This is a genomic window from Halomonas sp. SL18_1 (genome assembly GCF_055755715.1).
Map to the genome: position 1 here is coordinate 1,215,869 of NZ_JBVTRK010000001.1, position 15,428 is coordinate 1,231,296.

Genomic DNA, 15,428 nt, shown 5'->3' on the forward strand with positions numbered 1-15,428 from the left:
GGCGTCAGCCGCCGCCCCTCTGACGGCGAGGAGAACCTAACATGACGATGATATTCGGGGTGCCGTTGGCGGTGTTCATGGGCCAGCTGATGCTGGGCCTGATCAACGGCGCCTTCTACGCCCTGCTGAGCCTGGGGCTCGCGGTGATCTTCGGCCTGCTGAAGATCGTCAACTTCGCCCACGGGGCCATGTACATGCTCGGGGCTTTCGCCACCCTGCTGGGAATGCGCTACCTGGGTATCAACTACTGGGCGGCACTGCTGCTGGCGCCGCTGGTGGTGGGCCTGCTGGGGATGGTGATCGAGCGGCTGCTGCTGCGCCGCATCGGGCACCTGGACCACCTCTACGGCCTGCTGCTGACCTTTGGCCTGGCGCTGATCTTCGAAGGCACCCTGGTCAATTTCTTCGGGGTCTCAGGCGCCCGCTATCCCACGCCGGAAGCGTTGCAGGGCGGCTTCCAGCTGGGCTTCATGTTCCTGCCCGTCTATCGCGCCTGGGTGCTGCTGGCGGCACTGGTGGTCTGTCTGGGTACTTGGTTCATCATCGAGCGCACGCGGCTTGGCGCCTACCTGAGGGCCGGCACCGAGAACCCGGCGCTGATGCAGTCCTTCGGTGTCAACGTGCCGCTGCTGATTACCCTGACCTACGGCTTCGGCGTCGCGCTGGCCGCCTTCGCCGGGGTGCTGGCCGCACCGCTCTATCCGGTGTCGCCGACCATGGGCTCCAACCTCTTGATCGTGGTCTTTGCCGTGGTGGTGATCGGCGGTATGGGCTCGATCCTCGGCGCCGTGCTCACCGGCCTCGGCATGGGCCTGATCGAGGGTCTCACCAAGGTCTACTACCCCGAGGCGGCCAACACCGTGATCTTCCTGGTAATGATCCTGGTGCTGTTGATTCGACCCGCCGGTCTCTTCGGCAAGGAGGCATGACGTCATGGCCACGACGCAAACCCTGACCCCGACCATGGAGCGCCAGCGGCGCGCCAACATGCGCCGCAACCTCCTGTATCTCGTGCTGATCGCGATCGGCCTGGTGGCACCCTTCTTCGCCTACCCGGTGTTCTTGATGAAGGTGCTGTGCTTCGCGCTGTTCGCCTGCGCCTTCAACCTGCTGCTGGGCTACGCGGGGCTGCTCTCCTTCGGGCATGCCGCCTTCCTGGCCACCGGCGGCTACGTGACCGGCTACCTGTTGGCCAGCTACCCGGCGCTGACCCCGGAGATGGGCATCATCGTCGGCACCCTGGCGGCCCTGGCCCTGGGCACGGTGTTCGGTGCCCTGGCGATTCGCCGCCAGGGAATCTACTTCGCCATGGTGACCCTGGCGCTGGCGCAGATGGTGTACTTCTTCTACGTTCAGGCGCCCTTTACCGGCGGTGAGGATGGCCTGCACGGGGTGCCGCGGGGCGAGCTGTTCGGCGTGATCAGCCTGCGCAGCAACCTGGCGATGTACTACTTCGTGTTCGCCGTCTTCCTGATCGGCTTCGCCATCGTGCAGCGCGCCGTGCACTCACCCTACGGCCAGGTGCTCAAGGCGATCCGCGAGAACGAGCCGCGGGCAGTATCGCTGGGCTACAACACCGATGCCTACAAGCTGCTGGCCTTCATCCTCTCCGCGGGCCTGGCCGGCCTGGCCGGCTCCACCAAAACGGTGGTGTTCCAGCTGGCCTCGCTGACCGACGCTCACTGGCACATGTCCGGCGAGGTGATCCTGATGACCCTGCTGGGCGGGGTGGGCACCCTGTTCGGCCCGGTGGTGGGCGCCGGCCTGGTGGTCAGCCTGCAGCATCTGCTGGCCCAGGGCGCCCTGGGCGCCTGGGTGGGTCCGATCCTGGGGGTGATCTTCGTGGTCTGCGTGCTGAGCTTCCGTAGCGGCATCGTCGGCGAGATCCTCAAGTCCTATCGCAAGAACTTCAAGTGAAGGCATCGGCAAGGCCTCTTCCTGGCGCCCTACGGGGCGCTTTTTTTATTGAGATAATTCTCTGATTCCCTTGGGTTTCGCCAGCTCCATAAGCGGCCTAGACTGAAAGGCATCGACCACCTCGTCAGGAGATCGCCATGAAGACACGAGCCGCCATTGCCCGGGCTGCGGGCAAGCCGCTGGAGCTGGCCGAGATCGACGTGGAAGGCCCCAGGGCCGGTGAGGTGCTGGTGCGCATGGCCGCCACCAGCGTCTGCCATACCGACGCCTACACTCTTTCCGGCGCCGACCCGGAGGGGCTGTTTCCCTCGGTGCTGGGCCACGAGGGGGCCGGTGTCGTGGAGGAGGTGGGGCGGGTGTCGCCAGCGTCAGGCCGGGCGACCATGTGATTCCCCTCTATACCGCCGAATGCGGCCAGTGCAAGTTCTGCCTCTCCGGGAAGACCAACCTGTGTGGGGCGGTGCGTGCCACCCAGGGGCAGGGGCTGATGCCCGACGGCACCAGCCGCTTCTCGCTGGAGGGCAAACCGCTGCACCACTACATGGGTTGCTCCACCTTCAGCGAATATACGGTGCTGCCCGAGGTGTCGCTGGCGGTGGTGTCCAAGACGGCGCCGCTGGACAAGATCTGCCTGCTGGGCTGCGGGGTGACCACCGGCATCGGCGCGGTGCTCAATACCGCCAAGGTGGAGCCTGGCTCTACCGTGGCGGTGTTCGGCCTGGGGGCCATCGGCCTGGCGGTGATCCAGGGGGCGATGATGGCCAAGGCCAGCCGTATCATCGCCATCGACGTCAATCCCGACAAGTTCGCGCTGGCCGGCCAGTTCGGCGCCACCGATTTCGTCAACCCCAAGGACTATCCCGACCCGATCCAGCAGGTGATCGTCGAGATGACCGACGGCGGCGTCGACTACTCCTTCGAGTGCATCGGCAACGTCAACGTGATGCGCTCGGCGCTGGAGTGTTGCCACAAGGGCTGGGCGAGTCGATCATCATCGGCGTGGCCGGGGCCGGCGAGGAGATCGCCACGAGGCCGTTCCAGCTGGTCACCGGCCGGGTCTGGAAGGGCTCCGCCTTCGGCGGGGTGAAGGGGCGCAGCGAGCTGCCGGGCTATGTCGAGCGCTACATGAACGGCGAGATCAACATCGACGATTTCATTACCCATGATATGCCCTTCGAGCAGATCAATGAGGCCTTTGAGCTGCTGCACCGTGGCGAAAGCATCCGTACCGTGCTCCACTATTGAGCCGTGACATGCGCCGCCATGTCTCAACTTAGCCGTCGCGTGTCGCGCGACGGGTGACATCTTTGCGCGCCGGGAGAGCGTTATGACCATGACCGAACAGCTGGAGCTGGTGTCGAGCAACAAGTGCTTTGGCGGCTGGCACAAGCGCTACCGCCACCGCTCGCGGGCGCTGGACTGCGAGATGGTGTTTGCCATCTACCTGCCGCCCCAGGCGGAAACCCAGCGGGTGCCGCTGCTGTGGTGGCTCTCGGGGCTCACCTGCACCGACGAGAACTTCATGCAAAAGGCCGGCGCCCAGCGCCTGGCCGCAGAGCTGGGCATCGCCATCGTCTGCCCGGACACCAGCCCCAGGGGGACCGATCTGCCCGGCGAGCACGATAGCTACGACCTGGGGTCCGGGGCCGGCTTCTACGTCAACGCCACGCGTCAGCCCTGGAAGGCGCACTATCGCATGTACGACTACGTGGCCGAGGAGCTGCCCTCGGTGGTGCGCCAGCACTTTCCGGTCAACGGCCGCGAGTCGATCAGCGGCCACTCCATGGGCGGTCACGGCGCGCTGATCATGGCCCTGCGCCGGCCCGGCCACTACCGCTCGGTGTCGGCCTTCGCTCCCATCGTCAACCCCAGCCAGTGCCCCTGGGGGCGCAAGGCCTTCGGGGAGTACCTGGGCGACGACCCCGGCGCCTGGACTCAGTACGACGCCTGCGAGCTGGTGGCCAAGGGGGCCTCCAGCCAGCGCCTGTTCATCGACCAGGGTGAGAGCGACGACTTCCTCGACGAGCAGCTCAGGCCCGAACGGCTGGAGGCGGTGTGCGCCGAGCACGATCACCCCTGACGCTGCGTCGCCAGCCGGGGTATGATCACAGCTACTATTTCATCGCCAGCTTCATCGAGGACCACCTGCGCTATCATGCGGAGCATCTATTCAAGCGTTGACCGTCCCCCGACCCAGGGCGCGGCATGATCCGGGCGCTGCTGCGCCGACTACTGCGCTGGGCGGCCCTCGCGGTGGCCGTCTTTATTACGCTCTCGGTGCTGCTGGTGCTGGCGCTGCGAGAGGTGCCCGCCTACGGCTCGATGGTGATGTTCGAGCGCAAGGTGCAGGGCTGGCTGGTCGGAGAGCCGGTGGCGATCCAGCGCCAGTGGCGTCCCTGGAGCGAGCTCTCCGACCACGCCAAGCTGGCGGTGATCGCCGCCGAGGACCAGCGCTTTCCCGATCATCGCGGCTTCGACATGGTCGAGATGCGCCGCGCCTGGGAGGCCAGCCGCAACGGGGCGCGGCTGCGCGGGGCCAGCACCATCAGCCAGCAGACGGCCAAGAACCTCTTCCTGTGGACCGGGCGCAGCTGGGGCCGCAAGGGCCTGGAGGCCTGGTTCACGCTACTGATCGAGACGCTATGGCCCAAGCAGCGCATCCTCGAGGTCTATCTCAATATCGCCGAGTGGGACCACGGGGTGTTCGGCCTGGAAGCGGCCGGCCAGCACTACTTCGGGGTTTCCGCCGACCGGCTCAGCGAAGCCCAGGCCAGCCGCCTGGCCGCCATCCTCCCCAACCCCCGCGGCTGGGATGCGGCGCGCCCCAGCCCCCATGTGGAGCGGCGCAGTCAATGGATACGCCAGCAGATGCGCAACCTGGGTGGCCCGCGCTACCTGGAGCGGCTGGGAGGCGACTGATCCGGCTTGCCGCGTACTGCCAGCACCACGCCCACGATGGTCACCGCCATGCCGATCAGCCCGGCCAGGGGCAGTCGCTCGTCGAACAGCCACCACGCCTGTAGCGCCGTCACCGGCGGGACCAGATAGAAGAGGCTGGCCACCCGCGACGCGGCGCCGCGGCGGATCAGCGCCATCAGCAGCAGAATGGCGCTGATCGACAGCACCAGCACCAGCCAGGCCAGGGTCAGCAGGAAGGTCGGGGTCCAGTCGATGCTGCGCTCCTCGAACAGCAGCGCCCCCAGCCCCAGCAGGGTGCCCGCCGCCAGGTACTGCACCACGGTGCCGGAGAGCAGGGGCATGCCGGTGCAGAAGCGCTTCTGATAGAGAGTGCCCAGGGTGATGCCCCCCAGGGCGGCCAAGATGCTGGCCAGGGCGCCGACCCCGAAGCCCTGGAACAGCGCGGCGCCCGGATCGAGCTTGCTGCCCAGCACCAGGCCGATCCCCACCAGACCGAGCGCCAGCCCCAGCCACTGGACGGCCGTGATGCGCTCGCCGAGCAGAGGGCTTGCCAGGGTCGCGGTCAGCAGCGGCTGAAGCCCCACCAGCAGCGCGGCCAGCCCGGCCGGCATGCCTAGGTGGATGCCGTAGAAGACCCCGCCCAGGTAGGCGCCGTGCACCAGCAGGCCGGATACGCCGATATGCCCCCAGAGCCGTGCTCCCTGGGGCCAGCCGCCGTTGAAGAGCTGTACCAGCGGAATCAGCAGCATCAGGGTCAGCACGAAGCGCACGAACAGGAAGGTAAAGGGCTCGGCGTGGGGCAGGCCGAACTTGGCCCCGATGAAGCCGGTGCTCCACAGGGCCACGAACAGTAGCGGCATGGCGGCCAGACCCAGGGACTTGAGCGTGGCGGAAGAAGAGGCAGGCATGAGGGGCGACGTCCTTGACCGACGGAAAGGCTCGACGATACGGCTTCGAGCACGTCGGTGGAAGACGACCGAGGTAGCAATTAGCGGACTATCGATATATTACATAGCGTTACAAGAAAATGGTGAACCCTTATGCCCGTGGTCCGTCACAGGGGGCACATACACCGCAACCCCCCCTTGGAGGTATTCATGCAACGGATCACTGCCCTGTTCTCGGCTGCTCTGCTCACTGCCGGCCTGATGGCCGCTCACGCCCATGCTCAGCAGGACCCGGCAGCCGCACCGGAACAGCCGCAGGCGGCAGCCCCGGCGCAGGACTTCTCTGATGACCAGCTTCAGCAGTTCGCCGATGCCTCGCAAGAGATCGCCGTCATCTCCCAAGAGTACACCGAGCGCCTTCACGCGGCCGAAGACGAGCAGGCCCAGAACGAGGTCCGCATGGAAGCCAACGACAAAATGGTCGAAGTGGTCGAGGACAGCGGTCTCGATGTGGATACCTTCAACGCCATTGGCCATGCCATTCAGCAGGACCCCGAGCTGATGCAGCGTGTCCAGGCGATGGCCGAGCAGTCGTAAACGCGCGACTCGCCAAGCGGCACCTTCGAGAGGCCACCCCATGGGTGGCCTCTTGCCTATGTGGTCGACCCTCGGCTGGGTGCTTTACAGTCAACGGGCGCCCTTTCACACTGCGATAATGCCGGATCGCCACGCAATCGGAGGGGACGCATGGAAGTAGAGCTGCTGGAAATTCGCCAGCACATGGGCGCTTTCCGCCCTTCGACGGTCTCTCCGATGAGCACCTCGACGCTCTGGCCGGTCGGGTCGAAGTGGGCTACTTCAAGGCCGGGCGGATATCCTGGTGCTCGACCAGGAGGTGCACGATTTCTGCTATATCCGCAGCGGGGCTGTGGAGGTCTACCGCCGTAACGGCGATCTCTACAACCGCCTGGGCGAGGGCGATATCTTCGGCCACTTCAGCCTGATGCGAAATCACCGCGTGCGCTTTCCGGCCCGGGCATTGGAAGACTCCCTGATCTACTTCATTCCCGAGGCCGAGTTTCGCCGCCTGTGCGATGCCGACGAGCACTTCGCCGACTTCGTCGAGCTCGACCGCCCCCGCCTGAAGGCGGTGGTGGAGCAGCAGAAGAAAGCCAACGACATGATGATCACCCGGATTCGCAAGCTGCTGACGCGCTATCCGGTGATGGTCGAGGCTACCACCACGGTGCAGGCGGCGGCGCGCCAGATTACCGAGGCTCAGGCGTCATCGGCGCTGGTGCTCGATGCCCCGGGGAGCAGCCGCGCTACACCTTTACCGACAGCGAGGACCGCCCCTGGCAGCTGTGTGGCATCCTCACCGACAGCGACTTTCGCACCCGGGTGGTGGCCGAGGGGCTCTCCCCCGATACCCCGGTAGGGGATCTGGTCGACGGACGATCGATCACCATCCAGTCCGACGAGTCCGTGCACGAGGCGATGCTCACCATGCTGCGCAACAACGTGCATCACCTGCCGGTGCTGCATCGCCGCCGCCCGGTGGGGATCGTGCACCTGTCGGACATCATTCGCTACGAGACCCACTCCAGCCTCTACCTGGTGAATAATATCTTCAGCCAGTCCAGCGCCGAGGGCCTGGCCCGGCTGGCGCCCGACGTGCGCGCCGCCTTCGTGCGCATGGTGGAGGAGGGCAACAACTCCCAGATGATCGGCAGCGCCCTGTCGACCATCGGCCGCAGCTTCACCCGGCGCCTGCTGGAGCTTGCCGAGGAGGAGCTGGGGCCGCCGCCGGTGGCCTACTGCTTCATGGTGAATGGCTCCATGGCGCGCAACGAGCAGTCCATCGTCACCGATCAGGACAATGCCCTGGTGCTTGCCGATGACTTCGACCCCGACCAGCACGATGCCTATTTCCTGGCCCTGGCGAAGCGGGTCAGCGACGGGCTGGATGCCTGTGGTTACCCCTACTGCAAGGGCGAGGTGATGGCCACCACGACCAAGTGGCGTCAGCCGCTGTCGGTGTGGAAGGGCTACTTCAACGACTGGATCGACAACCCCACGCCGGAACGGCTGCTGCACAGCTCGATTTTCTTCGACCTGGACAGCGCCTACGGCGATGAGGCGCTGGTCGAACAGCTTCAGGACCTGGTGGCCAAGAAGGCGCCCCAGAGCCCGCTGTTCCTGGCGGCGATGGCCCGCAACGCCTTGAACCGCACGCCGCCGCTGGGCTTCTTTCGTACCTTCGTGATGGAGAAGGATGGCAAGCACAACAACTCCATCAACTTGAAGCGCCGCGGCACGGCGCCCATGGTCGACCTGATCCGTGTTCATGCCCTGGCCTGTGGCTCCCGCGCCCAGAACAGCTTCGAGCGGCTCGATGACATCGGCCGCACCCAGCTGCTGGCGCCCGGCGTCGGCGAGAAGCTGCGCTATGCGCTGGAGTTTCTCGCCATGTCGCGGATTCATCACCAGGTGATCGATCTTCAGGAGGAGCGCGAGCCGGACAATAATATCGAGCCGGAGAACGTCGCCGACAGCGAACGTCACAACCTCAAGGATGCCTTCCAGGTGCTGAGCAACGCCCAGAAATTCCTCAAGTACCGCTACCCGCTGCCGGCGCGTGGCGCACGGTCTCGCTGAGCCGATGTCTCTCCTGCGACTGCCCTCCCGGCGCACCGTGCCCGACTGGCCGGGCTACATGGCCCAGCGCGCCGGCGGCGCCTCGCATCCGCTGCTGGCGCGTTTCTTCGCCGCGGGCTGCCCGGCGGCGGAAACGCCCATCGGTGAGGCGCCGTTGGCGGCACTGGACATGGAAACCACCGGCCTGGATGAGCGGCGTCACGCCATCGTCAGCGTCGGCCTGGTGCCCTTCACGCTGCGGCGGATCCGGCTGGCGGAGCGCCGCTACTGGGTGGTGCGACCGACCCGGCCGCTCTCCCACCAGTCGGTGACTCTTCACCACATCACCCACTCGGAGGTGGCGGAGGCGCCTGACCTGGAAATGATCCTGCCCGAGCTGCTAGACGCCCTGGCCGGACGCCTGGTGGTGGTGCACTTTCGGCATATCGAGCGCCCCTTCCTGGAGTCGGCGGTCAAGTCCCGCCTGGGGGAGGGCGTGCGTTTCCCGGTGATCGACACCATGTCGCTGGAGGCGCGGCGCCACCGGCTCTCGCTGTGGTCGCGGTTCCGGCGCTGGATGGGGCGGCCGCCGGTGTCGATCCGCCTGCACGACAGTCGCGCGCGCTACGGCCTGCCGGCCTACCAGGGGCACCATGCCCTGGTCGATGCCCTGGCGACTGCCGAACTGCTGCAGGCGCAGATCGCCACCCACTACGCCCCCCAGACACCCGTGGGGGAGCTGTGGAGCTGAGCCGGGCGTCGCCGTTTGGCCAGGCATGGGCCCTGTCGCCACCCGGGGCATGCTGATCGGTCCACCATGTCGACCTTCAGGCCGCTTTGACTGTGCTATTCCGGCTTTCATCGACGCCCGGGCTGATGCACGATAGGCGCGTTTCACCCTTTCGCTGGCCAGTCGGTACGCGAGGTCACGCTGACGCCCATGACATCCTCCTCTCCCGCTTCTGCAGGTCGCTCGGCCATTCGGCCCATCGGCCGCATCCAGCCCTGCGGCTGGCTGCTGGTGCTCGATGCCGAGGCGTCGAGCGTGCTGCAGGCCAGCGCCAACCTAGCGGAACTCACTGGCCTGACCGTGCCTCGACTGCTCGATGCCCGGCCGGCCGAGCTGCTGGGGCGCCGCCTGGTGGCTCGCCTCAAACGCGAGCTCAAGGGGCGCTCGCGCCTGCCGGCGCCGCTGTCGGTCACCCGCCGAGTCGATGGCGGCCCGCTGAAGGTCCAGGTCAATGCCCACCGCCGGGGCGACCGTGTCATCGTCGAGATCGAGCCCCTGGGCTCGGTGGGGCAACGGCGGCTGATGGCCCTGGTCAACGAGTGGCTCAGGCGGATCGCCGAGGCCGAGAGCCGCGACCGGCTACTGGACACCCTGGTGGAGGGGGTGGCGCAGCTGACCGGCCATGACCGGGTGCTGGTGTGCCGGTTCGATGCCGACTGGCACGGCAAGGTGGTGGCAGAGTACCGTCGGGGGGCGATGGACTCCCTGCTGGGCCAGCATTTTCCCGCCAGCGACTTCCTCCCCAGGCGCGCAGCCTGATCGAGCACAATCCCGTGCGCAGCGTGCCGGATGTCCAGGCGCGTCCCGTCGAGGTGCTCAGTAGCGAAAGCGAGCTTGGCGCGCTAAGGGACGATTTGACGGCTAGCGTGCTGCGAGCGCCCTCTCCCGAGCAGGTGAGCTATCAGGAGCATCTCGGGGTCGGGGCGATGCTGTCGATACCCATCCAGAGCCAGCAGGAGCTGTGGGGGCTGTTGATCGGCCATGCCATGGCGCCGGTGCCGCTGGCCCCGGCGATCCGGGAGGCCGCCCGGGCCCTGGTACAGATGGCCACCCAGCGGCTGTTCCTGCTGCGCGCCCGTCAGGAGGCCCGCTACCTGCAGCGGGTGCAGGACAGCCGCGACCTGCTCACCCGGGCCCGGCGGCGCCTGCCCAGCCCCGAGCTGCTGGTACGCCGCCATGGCGCCGAGTGGCTGGCGCTGTTTCGTGCCCAGGGCGTGACCCTGGTGCATCACGGGGAGCTGGTCAGCTTTGGCGAGGTGCCGGCCCATGAGGCCCTGGAAACCCTGGTCCTGCGGCTGGATGCGCAGCATCGCCACGAGGGGCCCTGGTATACCGCCAATGCCGGCACGCAGGCGATGACCCAGGGGCTGGCCCTCGACGGCGTCTGCGGCGTGCTGGCGATTCCGCTGCGGCTCAATACTCAGCGCCGCGACTGGCTGCTGCTGTTTCGTCCCGAGCAGGTCGAGACCCTCTATTGGGCGGTGGCCGGCGAGTCGGCAAAGGCGCGGTCCGCTGCTGTCCCTGACCAGCCGCTGCCCGGTCGCCATTCGGCCTGGCGCGAGGAGGTCAGCGGTCGCAGTATCGCCTGGGAGCGAATCGAGCGCCTGGCCGCCATGGACCTCGGTGAGGACCTGGCGCTGGCGGCTTCCGTCCATGAGATCGACCGGCTCAACGCCCGCCTCCATGAGGAGCAGCAGGCGCTCGCCGATGCCAACTGCCGGCTCGAGCAGCTGGCCCACTTCGATTCGCTCACCGGGGTGTGGAATCGCTATCGGATCGAGCAGGCCATCGACGTTGAGCTGGCCGCCGCCGAGCGCTACGGACGCTCCTTTGCCCTGCTGCTGTTCGATGCCGATCACTTCAAGCGCATCAACGACCGCTTCGGTCATGAGATGGGCGACCGGGTGCTGCGCGAGCTGGCGCGGCGGGTCGGGCAGTCGCTGCGCGGCTGCGACCACCTGGGGCGCTGGGGCGGCGAGGAGTTCGTGGTGCTGGCCACCGAAACCGATCGCCAGGCCGCGGCGGGCCTTGGCGAGCGGCTGCGCCGGCTGATCGCCGAGGTCGCGGTCGAGGGGCTGCCGCTGTCGATCACCGCCAGCATCGGCGTGGCCCTGTGGCGGCCGGGGACAGCCGCAAGACGCTGCTCCAGCGTGCCGATCTGGCCATGTACCGGGCCAAGACCGAGGGCCGTGACCGGGTCTGCCTGGAGGAGGGCGGCGCGGAGGCGCCACCGCCGGCCTGAGCTCTGGCCAGCCGCTTCACGGCCAACGGCTTACAGCCACCGGGCAGCGAAGCTGTCGGCATCCACCGGCCGGCCGAAGTAGAAGCCCTGCACGCCGCTGCAGCCGAGAGCCCTGAGTGCCTCGGCCTGCTCCCGAGTTTCCACCCCTTCGGCAATGGTCTGCATGCCCAGGGTCTGGGCCATGGCGATGATGGTGGCGACGATGGCGTGGTCGTGGCTGCTCTTGAGCATGTCCTGCACGAACGACATGTCAATCTTCAGGGTGTCGGCGGCGAAGCGCTTGAGGTAGTTCAGCGACGAGTAGCCGGTGCCGAAGTCATCGATCGCCATGCCGAAGCCGGCATCACAGAGGGTGCGGGTAATGCACACGGTCTGATTCGGGTTGCGCATCAGGCCGCTCTCGGTCAGCTCCAGGCCGATGCACGCCGACGGCACCCGTGCGGTCAGGCGCTGAATATGCTCGGCCAGCCGGGGGTCGTCCATCTGCTGGGCCGAAACGTTGACACATAGCCGCCCGGGGAACGCCTTTCCCTGAGCCTCCCAGCCCGCCAGCTGGCGGCACGCGGTGTCCAGCACCCAGTCGCCTAGCCGGCCGATCAGGCCCTGCTCCTCGGCCAGGGGGATGAAGTCGCCGGGGCTGACCCAGCCCAGGGTGGCGTCCTGCCAGCGACACAGGGCCTCGGCGCCGATCAGCTCGCCGCTTGCCAGGCTGAACTGGGGCTGGAAATGCAGCGACAGGCTCCCCTGGCTCAGGGCGTGCAGGAAGCGTGCCTGAAGGACTTCGCGTCGATGCAGCTCATCGGCCATGCCGGCGCTGAAGAAGCGGATCCGGTCGCTGCTGCGCTTGGCATGGTTCAGCGCGATGCTGGCGTGCTGGAACAGCGACTGGGCGTCGTCGGCATCCAGCGGGAACAGCGCCGCCCCGGCACTGGTGGCTAGGGAAAAGCGTCGCTCGGCGATGCGGATCGGCGGGGAGAGGCTGCGTCGGTAGCGCTCGATCGCGCTGGCCATGGCGCTCGCGTCGGTGTCCATCAGCAGCACCATGAATTCGTCGCCCGCGAGGCGGGCGACGAATTCGCCGGGGGCCGCTGCGGCGCCGAAGCGGGCGGCGGTCTCGGCTAGTAGACGGTCGCCCAGGGCATGCCCCTGGGTGTCGTTGACCTGCCGGAAGCGCCGCAGGTCGAGATAGACCAGGCCCAGGGCGCAGCCCTCTCGGCGGGCCTGCGCGCAGCCATCGGTGAGTCTCTCCATGAACTGGCGGCGGTTGGGCAGCCCGGTGACGCTGTCCCAGTAGGCCAGCTGTTCGATGCGGTGGCGGCTGCTGCGCCGCTCCCGCTCGGTGGCCTGACGCGTCAGCTCGGCGCCGGCCTGAGCCGCCGCGATACGCAACACTTCCGGGGCGTAGTCGGTCAGTGCCAGGGGATGATTGCCAAGGATCGCCATCAGCCCCAGCAGCTGGCCGTCCGGCGCCTTGATGGGCGCCCCCATGTAGCTGTTAACCCCCATCTCGCGCAGCATGGGATCGTCGGGAAAGCTCGCGCAGACGTTGTCGGGATAGTGGCAGGTCCGGTCGTCCAGCACATGGGCGCAGGGTGTGCCAGCCAGCGGATAGCTCACCGCAGGCTGCAGCTGTCCCTGTGACCAGACGGCCACCGTTCGCACCGACTCGCCGCCGGGCAGCACCTCGGCGATCAGTGCGTGCTCGGCCTCGAATATGGCGGCCACGCGCTCGACCAGCAGATCGAACACCCGGGGGGTGCCGCTACTGCCCAGGCTGTCGGCCAGCAGGCGGAAGGCGTCTTCGGGGGCCATCATTGGCGGCGGGTGGCTCCTATTGGGTCGGGGGTGCAACGACAGGGTGCCAGGAAAATATGCCCGAAGCGGCGTCGGGTTGCCAGTGCCGGTCGCCATCGGCGCTGTCGCTCATTAGATGGCGGCGGGTTGACGCTGGACAATGCGCAACAGAGCGGGAAACGGCATAGTGGCACGCCAGCCATGCGGCACACGGTGATGACACGAGCACCGCGACATCATTCTCCACGACCCTACCACGGACACTGACAACGACAAGGAGAGCGCCATGGGGCAACGCTGGCCGGCGCTGAGGTCTGCCGAGCGCCACCTGATCCCGCTGCTGCTGGCCCTGCTGCTGGGGCTGGCGAGCTGGCAGCAGCGGGTCTGGCCGCTCGCGGTCGCCGCCGGGCTGCTGGGGCTGATGGTGCTGGCGCTGGCGGTTCACCAGGGTGTCCAGCGGCGCTCTCCCCAGGAGGTTCGCGATGCGCTGCGCTCCTCACTCGAGGAGGCCAACCTGCGCATTGCCGCAATGGCCTTCGAGACCCACCTTGGCATGATCATCACCGATGCCCGCGGCGCCATTCTGAAAGTCAATCGCACCTTCACCGCCATCACCGGCTATACCCAGGAAGAGGTGGTCGGCAGGAATCCGCGACTATGGAGCTCCGGCAAGCATGATGGGCGCTTCTACCGGCGCATGTGGCGGGCCATCCACGAGACCGGCAGCTGGCAGGGTGAGATATGGAATCGCCGCAAGGACGGTGAGCTCTACCTGCAGTGGCTGACCATCAGCGCGGTGCGCAACGATAGGGGCGAGGTGACCCACTTCGTGGCCACCCTGACCGATATCACCCAGCGCCGACATGCCGAAGAGCAGGCGTATCAGCTGGCTTTTTACGACCCTCTCACCGGCCTGCCCAATCGTCGTCTGCTGCTCGACCGCCTGGAGGCAGCGCTCAAGGCCAGCCATCGCAGCGCCGAGCATGGCGCCCTGATGTTCATCGACCTGGACAACTTCAAGGTGATCAACGACACCCAGGGCCACCAGCGGGGCGACGACCTGCTGCGTGAGGTCGCCCGCCGGCTGACCGCGGTGCTGCGGGAGACCGATACCGTGGCGCGGCTGGGTGGCGACGAGTTCGTGGTGATGCTCACCGACCTTGGCGAGGCGCCGCTGGCCGCGGCCCAGATCGCTGAGCGGGTCGGCGAAAAACTGCTGGCCGTCCTCGAGGAGTACCATGAGGTGGGAGAGCAGCGCTTCGCCATAAGTGGCAGCCTGGGCATCACCCTGTTCACTGACCACGGCAGCCGCACCGACGAGATCATGCAGCAGGCCGACCTGGCCATGTACCAGGCCAAGGCCGCCGGGCGTAATACGCTGCGCTTCTTCGACGCCGAGATGCAGGCCAGCGTGATCGAGCGGGCCACCCTGGAGGCCGATCTGCGCCAGGCCCTCGATCGCGAGGAGCTGAGTCTGCACTATCAGCCGCAGGTGGACAGCGAAGGGGCCGTCGTTGGCGTGGAGGCGCTGCTGCGATGGGAGCATCCTACCCGCGGCCGGGTCAGTCCCGGGATCTTCATTCCGCTGGCCGAGGAGACCCGCATGATGCTGCCCATCGGCCGCTGGGTGCTCCGCGAGGCCTGCCGCCAGCTGGCCGCTTGGGCGCAGGAGCCAGACAGGCGTGGGCTCAGGGTGGCGGTAAACGTCAGCGTTCAGCAGTTTGCGGCGGCGGGCTTTGTCGACCAGGTCGAGGCGGTGCTGGCCGACACCGGCGCCCCGGCCGAGCGGCTCGAACTTGAGGTTACCGAATCGCTGCTGATGCACGACCCGGAGGACACCCGCGACAAGATGCTGCGCCTACGGCGGCGCGGCATCGGCTTTGCCCTGGACGACTTCGGGACCGGCTACTCGTCGCTGGCCTACCTGCGTCGACTGCCCCTGGATCGGCTCAAGATCGACAAGTCCTTTGTCCGCGATGTGGACCAGGACGCCACCAACGCGGCCATCGTCGAGGCGATCATCACCCTGAGCACCACCCTGTCACTGGAGACCCTGGCCGAAGGCGTCGAAACCGAGGCCCAGCGCCGGTGGCTAGAGGCCCATGGCTGTCGGCGCTATCAGGGCTTTCTCTATGGCCGGCCGGCGCCGTTGGCGGACCTGACTCTCGGCGGGCTGCCGAGCGCCGTTCGCCACTAGCTCGGAGGCGACAGCGGCGCAGGCGACGCGCTGCGGAGAACGAAA

At 67.3% G+C, this 15,428-nt stretch carries 10 protein-coding genes and 3 pseudogenes; 11 read left to right on the top strand and 2 right to left on the bottom strand.

Annotated elements, in window-relative coordinates:
- The first annotated feature begins 41 nt into the window (after positions 1 to 41).
- The 5 genes and pseudogenes from ACSJDS_RS06155 to mtgA all read left to right on the top strand — a co-directional run bounded on the left by ACSJDS_RS06155 (position 42) and on the right by mtgA (position 4,836).
- Positions 42 to 929: a branched-chain amino acid ABC transporter permease gene (locus tag ACSJDS_RS06155; RefSeq protein ID WP_473031805.1), complete on the top strand. Its 888-nt coding sequence runs from the start codon at positions 42 to 44 to the stop codon at positions 927 to 929.
- A 4-nt stretch (positions 930 to 933) separates the two neighbouring features.
- Positions 934 to 1,917, top strand: coding sequence for a branched-chain amino acid ABC transporter permease (locus tag ACSJDS_RS06160; RefSeq protein WP_473031804.1), 984 nt, complete (start codon positions 934 to 936; stop codon positions 1,915 to 1,917).
- Positions 1,918 to 2,054: 137 nt separating this feature from the next.
- Positions 2,055 to 3,162: pseudogene (locus ACSJDS_RS06165) on the top strand (S-(hydroxymethyl)glutathione dehydrogenase/class III alcohol dehydrogenase).
- Positions 3,163 to 3,244: 82 nt separating this feature from the next.
- A pseudogene (gene fghA / locus ACSJDS_RS06170) lies at positions 3,245 to 4,098 on the top strand (S-formylglutathione hydrolase).
- 24 nt (positions 4,099 to 4,122) lie between these two features.
- The gene (gene mtgA / locus ACSJDS_RS06175; RefSeq protein WP_473032498.1) at positions 4,123 to 4,836 is read left to right on the top strand and encodes a monofunctional biosynthetic peptidoglycan transglycosylase; all 714 of its coding nucleotides are present in this window, start codon (positions 4,123 to 4,125) and stop codon (positions 4,834 to 4,836) included.
- Here the strand turns inward: mtgA and ACSJDS_RS06180 are convergent.
- A complete protein-coding gene (locus ACSJDS_RS06180) occupies positions 4,809 to 5,744 on the bottom strand; it encodes a DMT family transporter (protein WP_473032500.1) in 936 nt (311 codons plus the stop codon). The two genes, mtgA and ACSJDS_RS06180, sit on opposite strands and share 28 nt — an antisense overlap.
- A 189-nt stretch (positions 5,745 to 5,933) precedes the next feature.
- On the opposite strand from ACSJDS_RS06180, the gene ACSJDS_RS06185 reads away from it, so the two are divergent.
- The 5 genes and pseudogenes from ACSJDS_RS06185 to ACSJDS_RS06205 all read left to right on the top strand — a co-directional run bounded on the left by ACSJDS_RS06185 (position 5,934) and on the right by ACSJDS_RS06205 (position 11,474).
- Positions 5,934 to 6,320 (top strand): DUF4168 domain-containing protein, encoded by a 387-nt coding sequence (locus ACSJDS_RS06185; RefSeq protein ID WP_238976901.1) that lies wholly within the window; start codon positions 5,934 to 5,936, stop codon positions 6,318 to 6,320.
- A 150-nt stretch (positions 6,321 to 6,470) separates the two neighbouring features.
- Positions 6,471 to 8,381: pseudogene (locus ACSJDS_RS06190) on the top strand (DUF294 nucleotidyltransferase-like domain-containing protein).
- A gap of 4 nt (positions 8,382 to 8,385) precedes the next feature.
- Complete coding sequence (locus tag ACSJDS_RS06195) at positions 8,386 to 9,111, top strand: 3'-5' exonuclease (protein WP_473032501.1); 726 nt, start codon at positions 8,386 to 8,388, stop codon at positions 9,109 to 9,111.
- A 189-nt stretch (positions 9,112 to 9,300) separates the two neighbouring features.
- The gene (locus tag ACSJDS_RS06200) at positions 9,301 to 9,909 is read left to right on the top strand and encodes a hypothetical protein (RefSeq protein ID WP_473032502.1); all 609 of its coding nucleotides are present in this window, start codon (positions 9,301 to 9,303) and stop codon (positions 9,907 to 9,909) included.
- Between the two features lie 14 nt (positions 9,910 to 9,923).
- Entirely contained in the window at positions 9,924 to 11,474 is a 1,551-nt protein-coding gene (locus ACSJDS_RS06205; RefSeq protein WP_473032503.1) for a sensor domain-containing diguanylate cyclase, read from the top strand.
- Here the strand turns inward: ACSJDS_RS06205 and ACSJDS_RS06210 are convergent.
- Positions 11,423 to 13,207, bottom strand: a complete 1,785-nt coding sequence (locus ACSJDS_RS06210) for a sensor domain-containing phosphodiesterase (RefSeq protein WP_473032504.1) — start codon at positions 13,205 to 13,207, stop codon at positions 11,423 to 11,425. The genes ACSJDS_RS06205 and ACSJDS_RS06210 overlap by 52 nt on opposite strands.
- Positions 13,208 to 13,472: 265 nt before the next feature.
- On the opposite strand from ACSJDS_RS06210, the gene ACSJDS_RS06215 reads away from it, so the two are divergent.
- Positions 13,473 to 15,383, top strand: a complete 1,911-nt coding sequence (locus ACSJDS_RS06215; protein WP_473032505.1) for a putative bifunctional diguanylate cyclase/phosphodiesterase — start codon at positions 13,473 to 13,475, stop codon at positions 15,381 to 15,383.
- Positions 15,384 to 15,428: the final 45 nt, after the last annotated feature.

Excerpts from the sequence above, each read along its gene's own strand:
- ACSJDS_RS06155 (WP_473031805.1), top strand. The coding sequence starts at position 42 with ATGACGATGATATTCGGGGTGCCGTTGGCGGTGTTCATGGGCCAGCTG.
- ACSJDS_RS06160 (WP_473031804.1), top strand. The coding sequence starts at position 934 with ATGGCCACGACGCAAACCCTGACCCCGACCATGGAGCGCCAGCGGCGC.
- mtgA (WP_473032498.1), top strand. The coding sequence starts at position 4,123 with ATGATCCGGGCGCTGCTGCGCCGACTACTGCGCTGGGCGGCCCTCGCG.
- ACSJDS_RS06180 (WP_473032500.1), bottom strand. The coding sequence starts at position 5,744 with ATGCCTGCCTCTTCTTCCGCCACGCTCAAGTCCCTGGGTCTGGCCGCC.
- ACSJDS_RS06185 (WP_238976901.1), top strand. The coding sequence starts at position 5,934 with ATGCAACGGATCACTGCCCTGTTCTCGGCTGCTCTGCTCACTGCCGGC.
- ACSJDS_RS06195 (WP_473032501.1), top strand. The coding sequence starts at position 8,386 with ATGTCTCTCCTGCGACTGCCCTCCCGGCGCACCGTGCCCGACTGGCCG.
- ACSJDS_RS06200 (WP_473032502.1), top strand. The coding sequence starts at position 9,301 with ATGACATCCTCCTCTCCCGCTTCTGCAGGTCGCTCGGCCATTCGGCCC.
- ACSJDS_RS06210 (WP_473032504.1), bottom strand. The coding sequence starts at position 13,207 with ATGATGGCCCCCGAAGACGCCTTCCGCCTGCTGGCCGACAGCCTGGGC.
- ACSJDS_RS06215 (WP_473032505.1), top strand. The coding sequence starts at position 13,473 with ATGGGGCAACGCTGGCCGGCGCTGAGGTCTGCCGAGCGCCACCTGATC.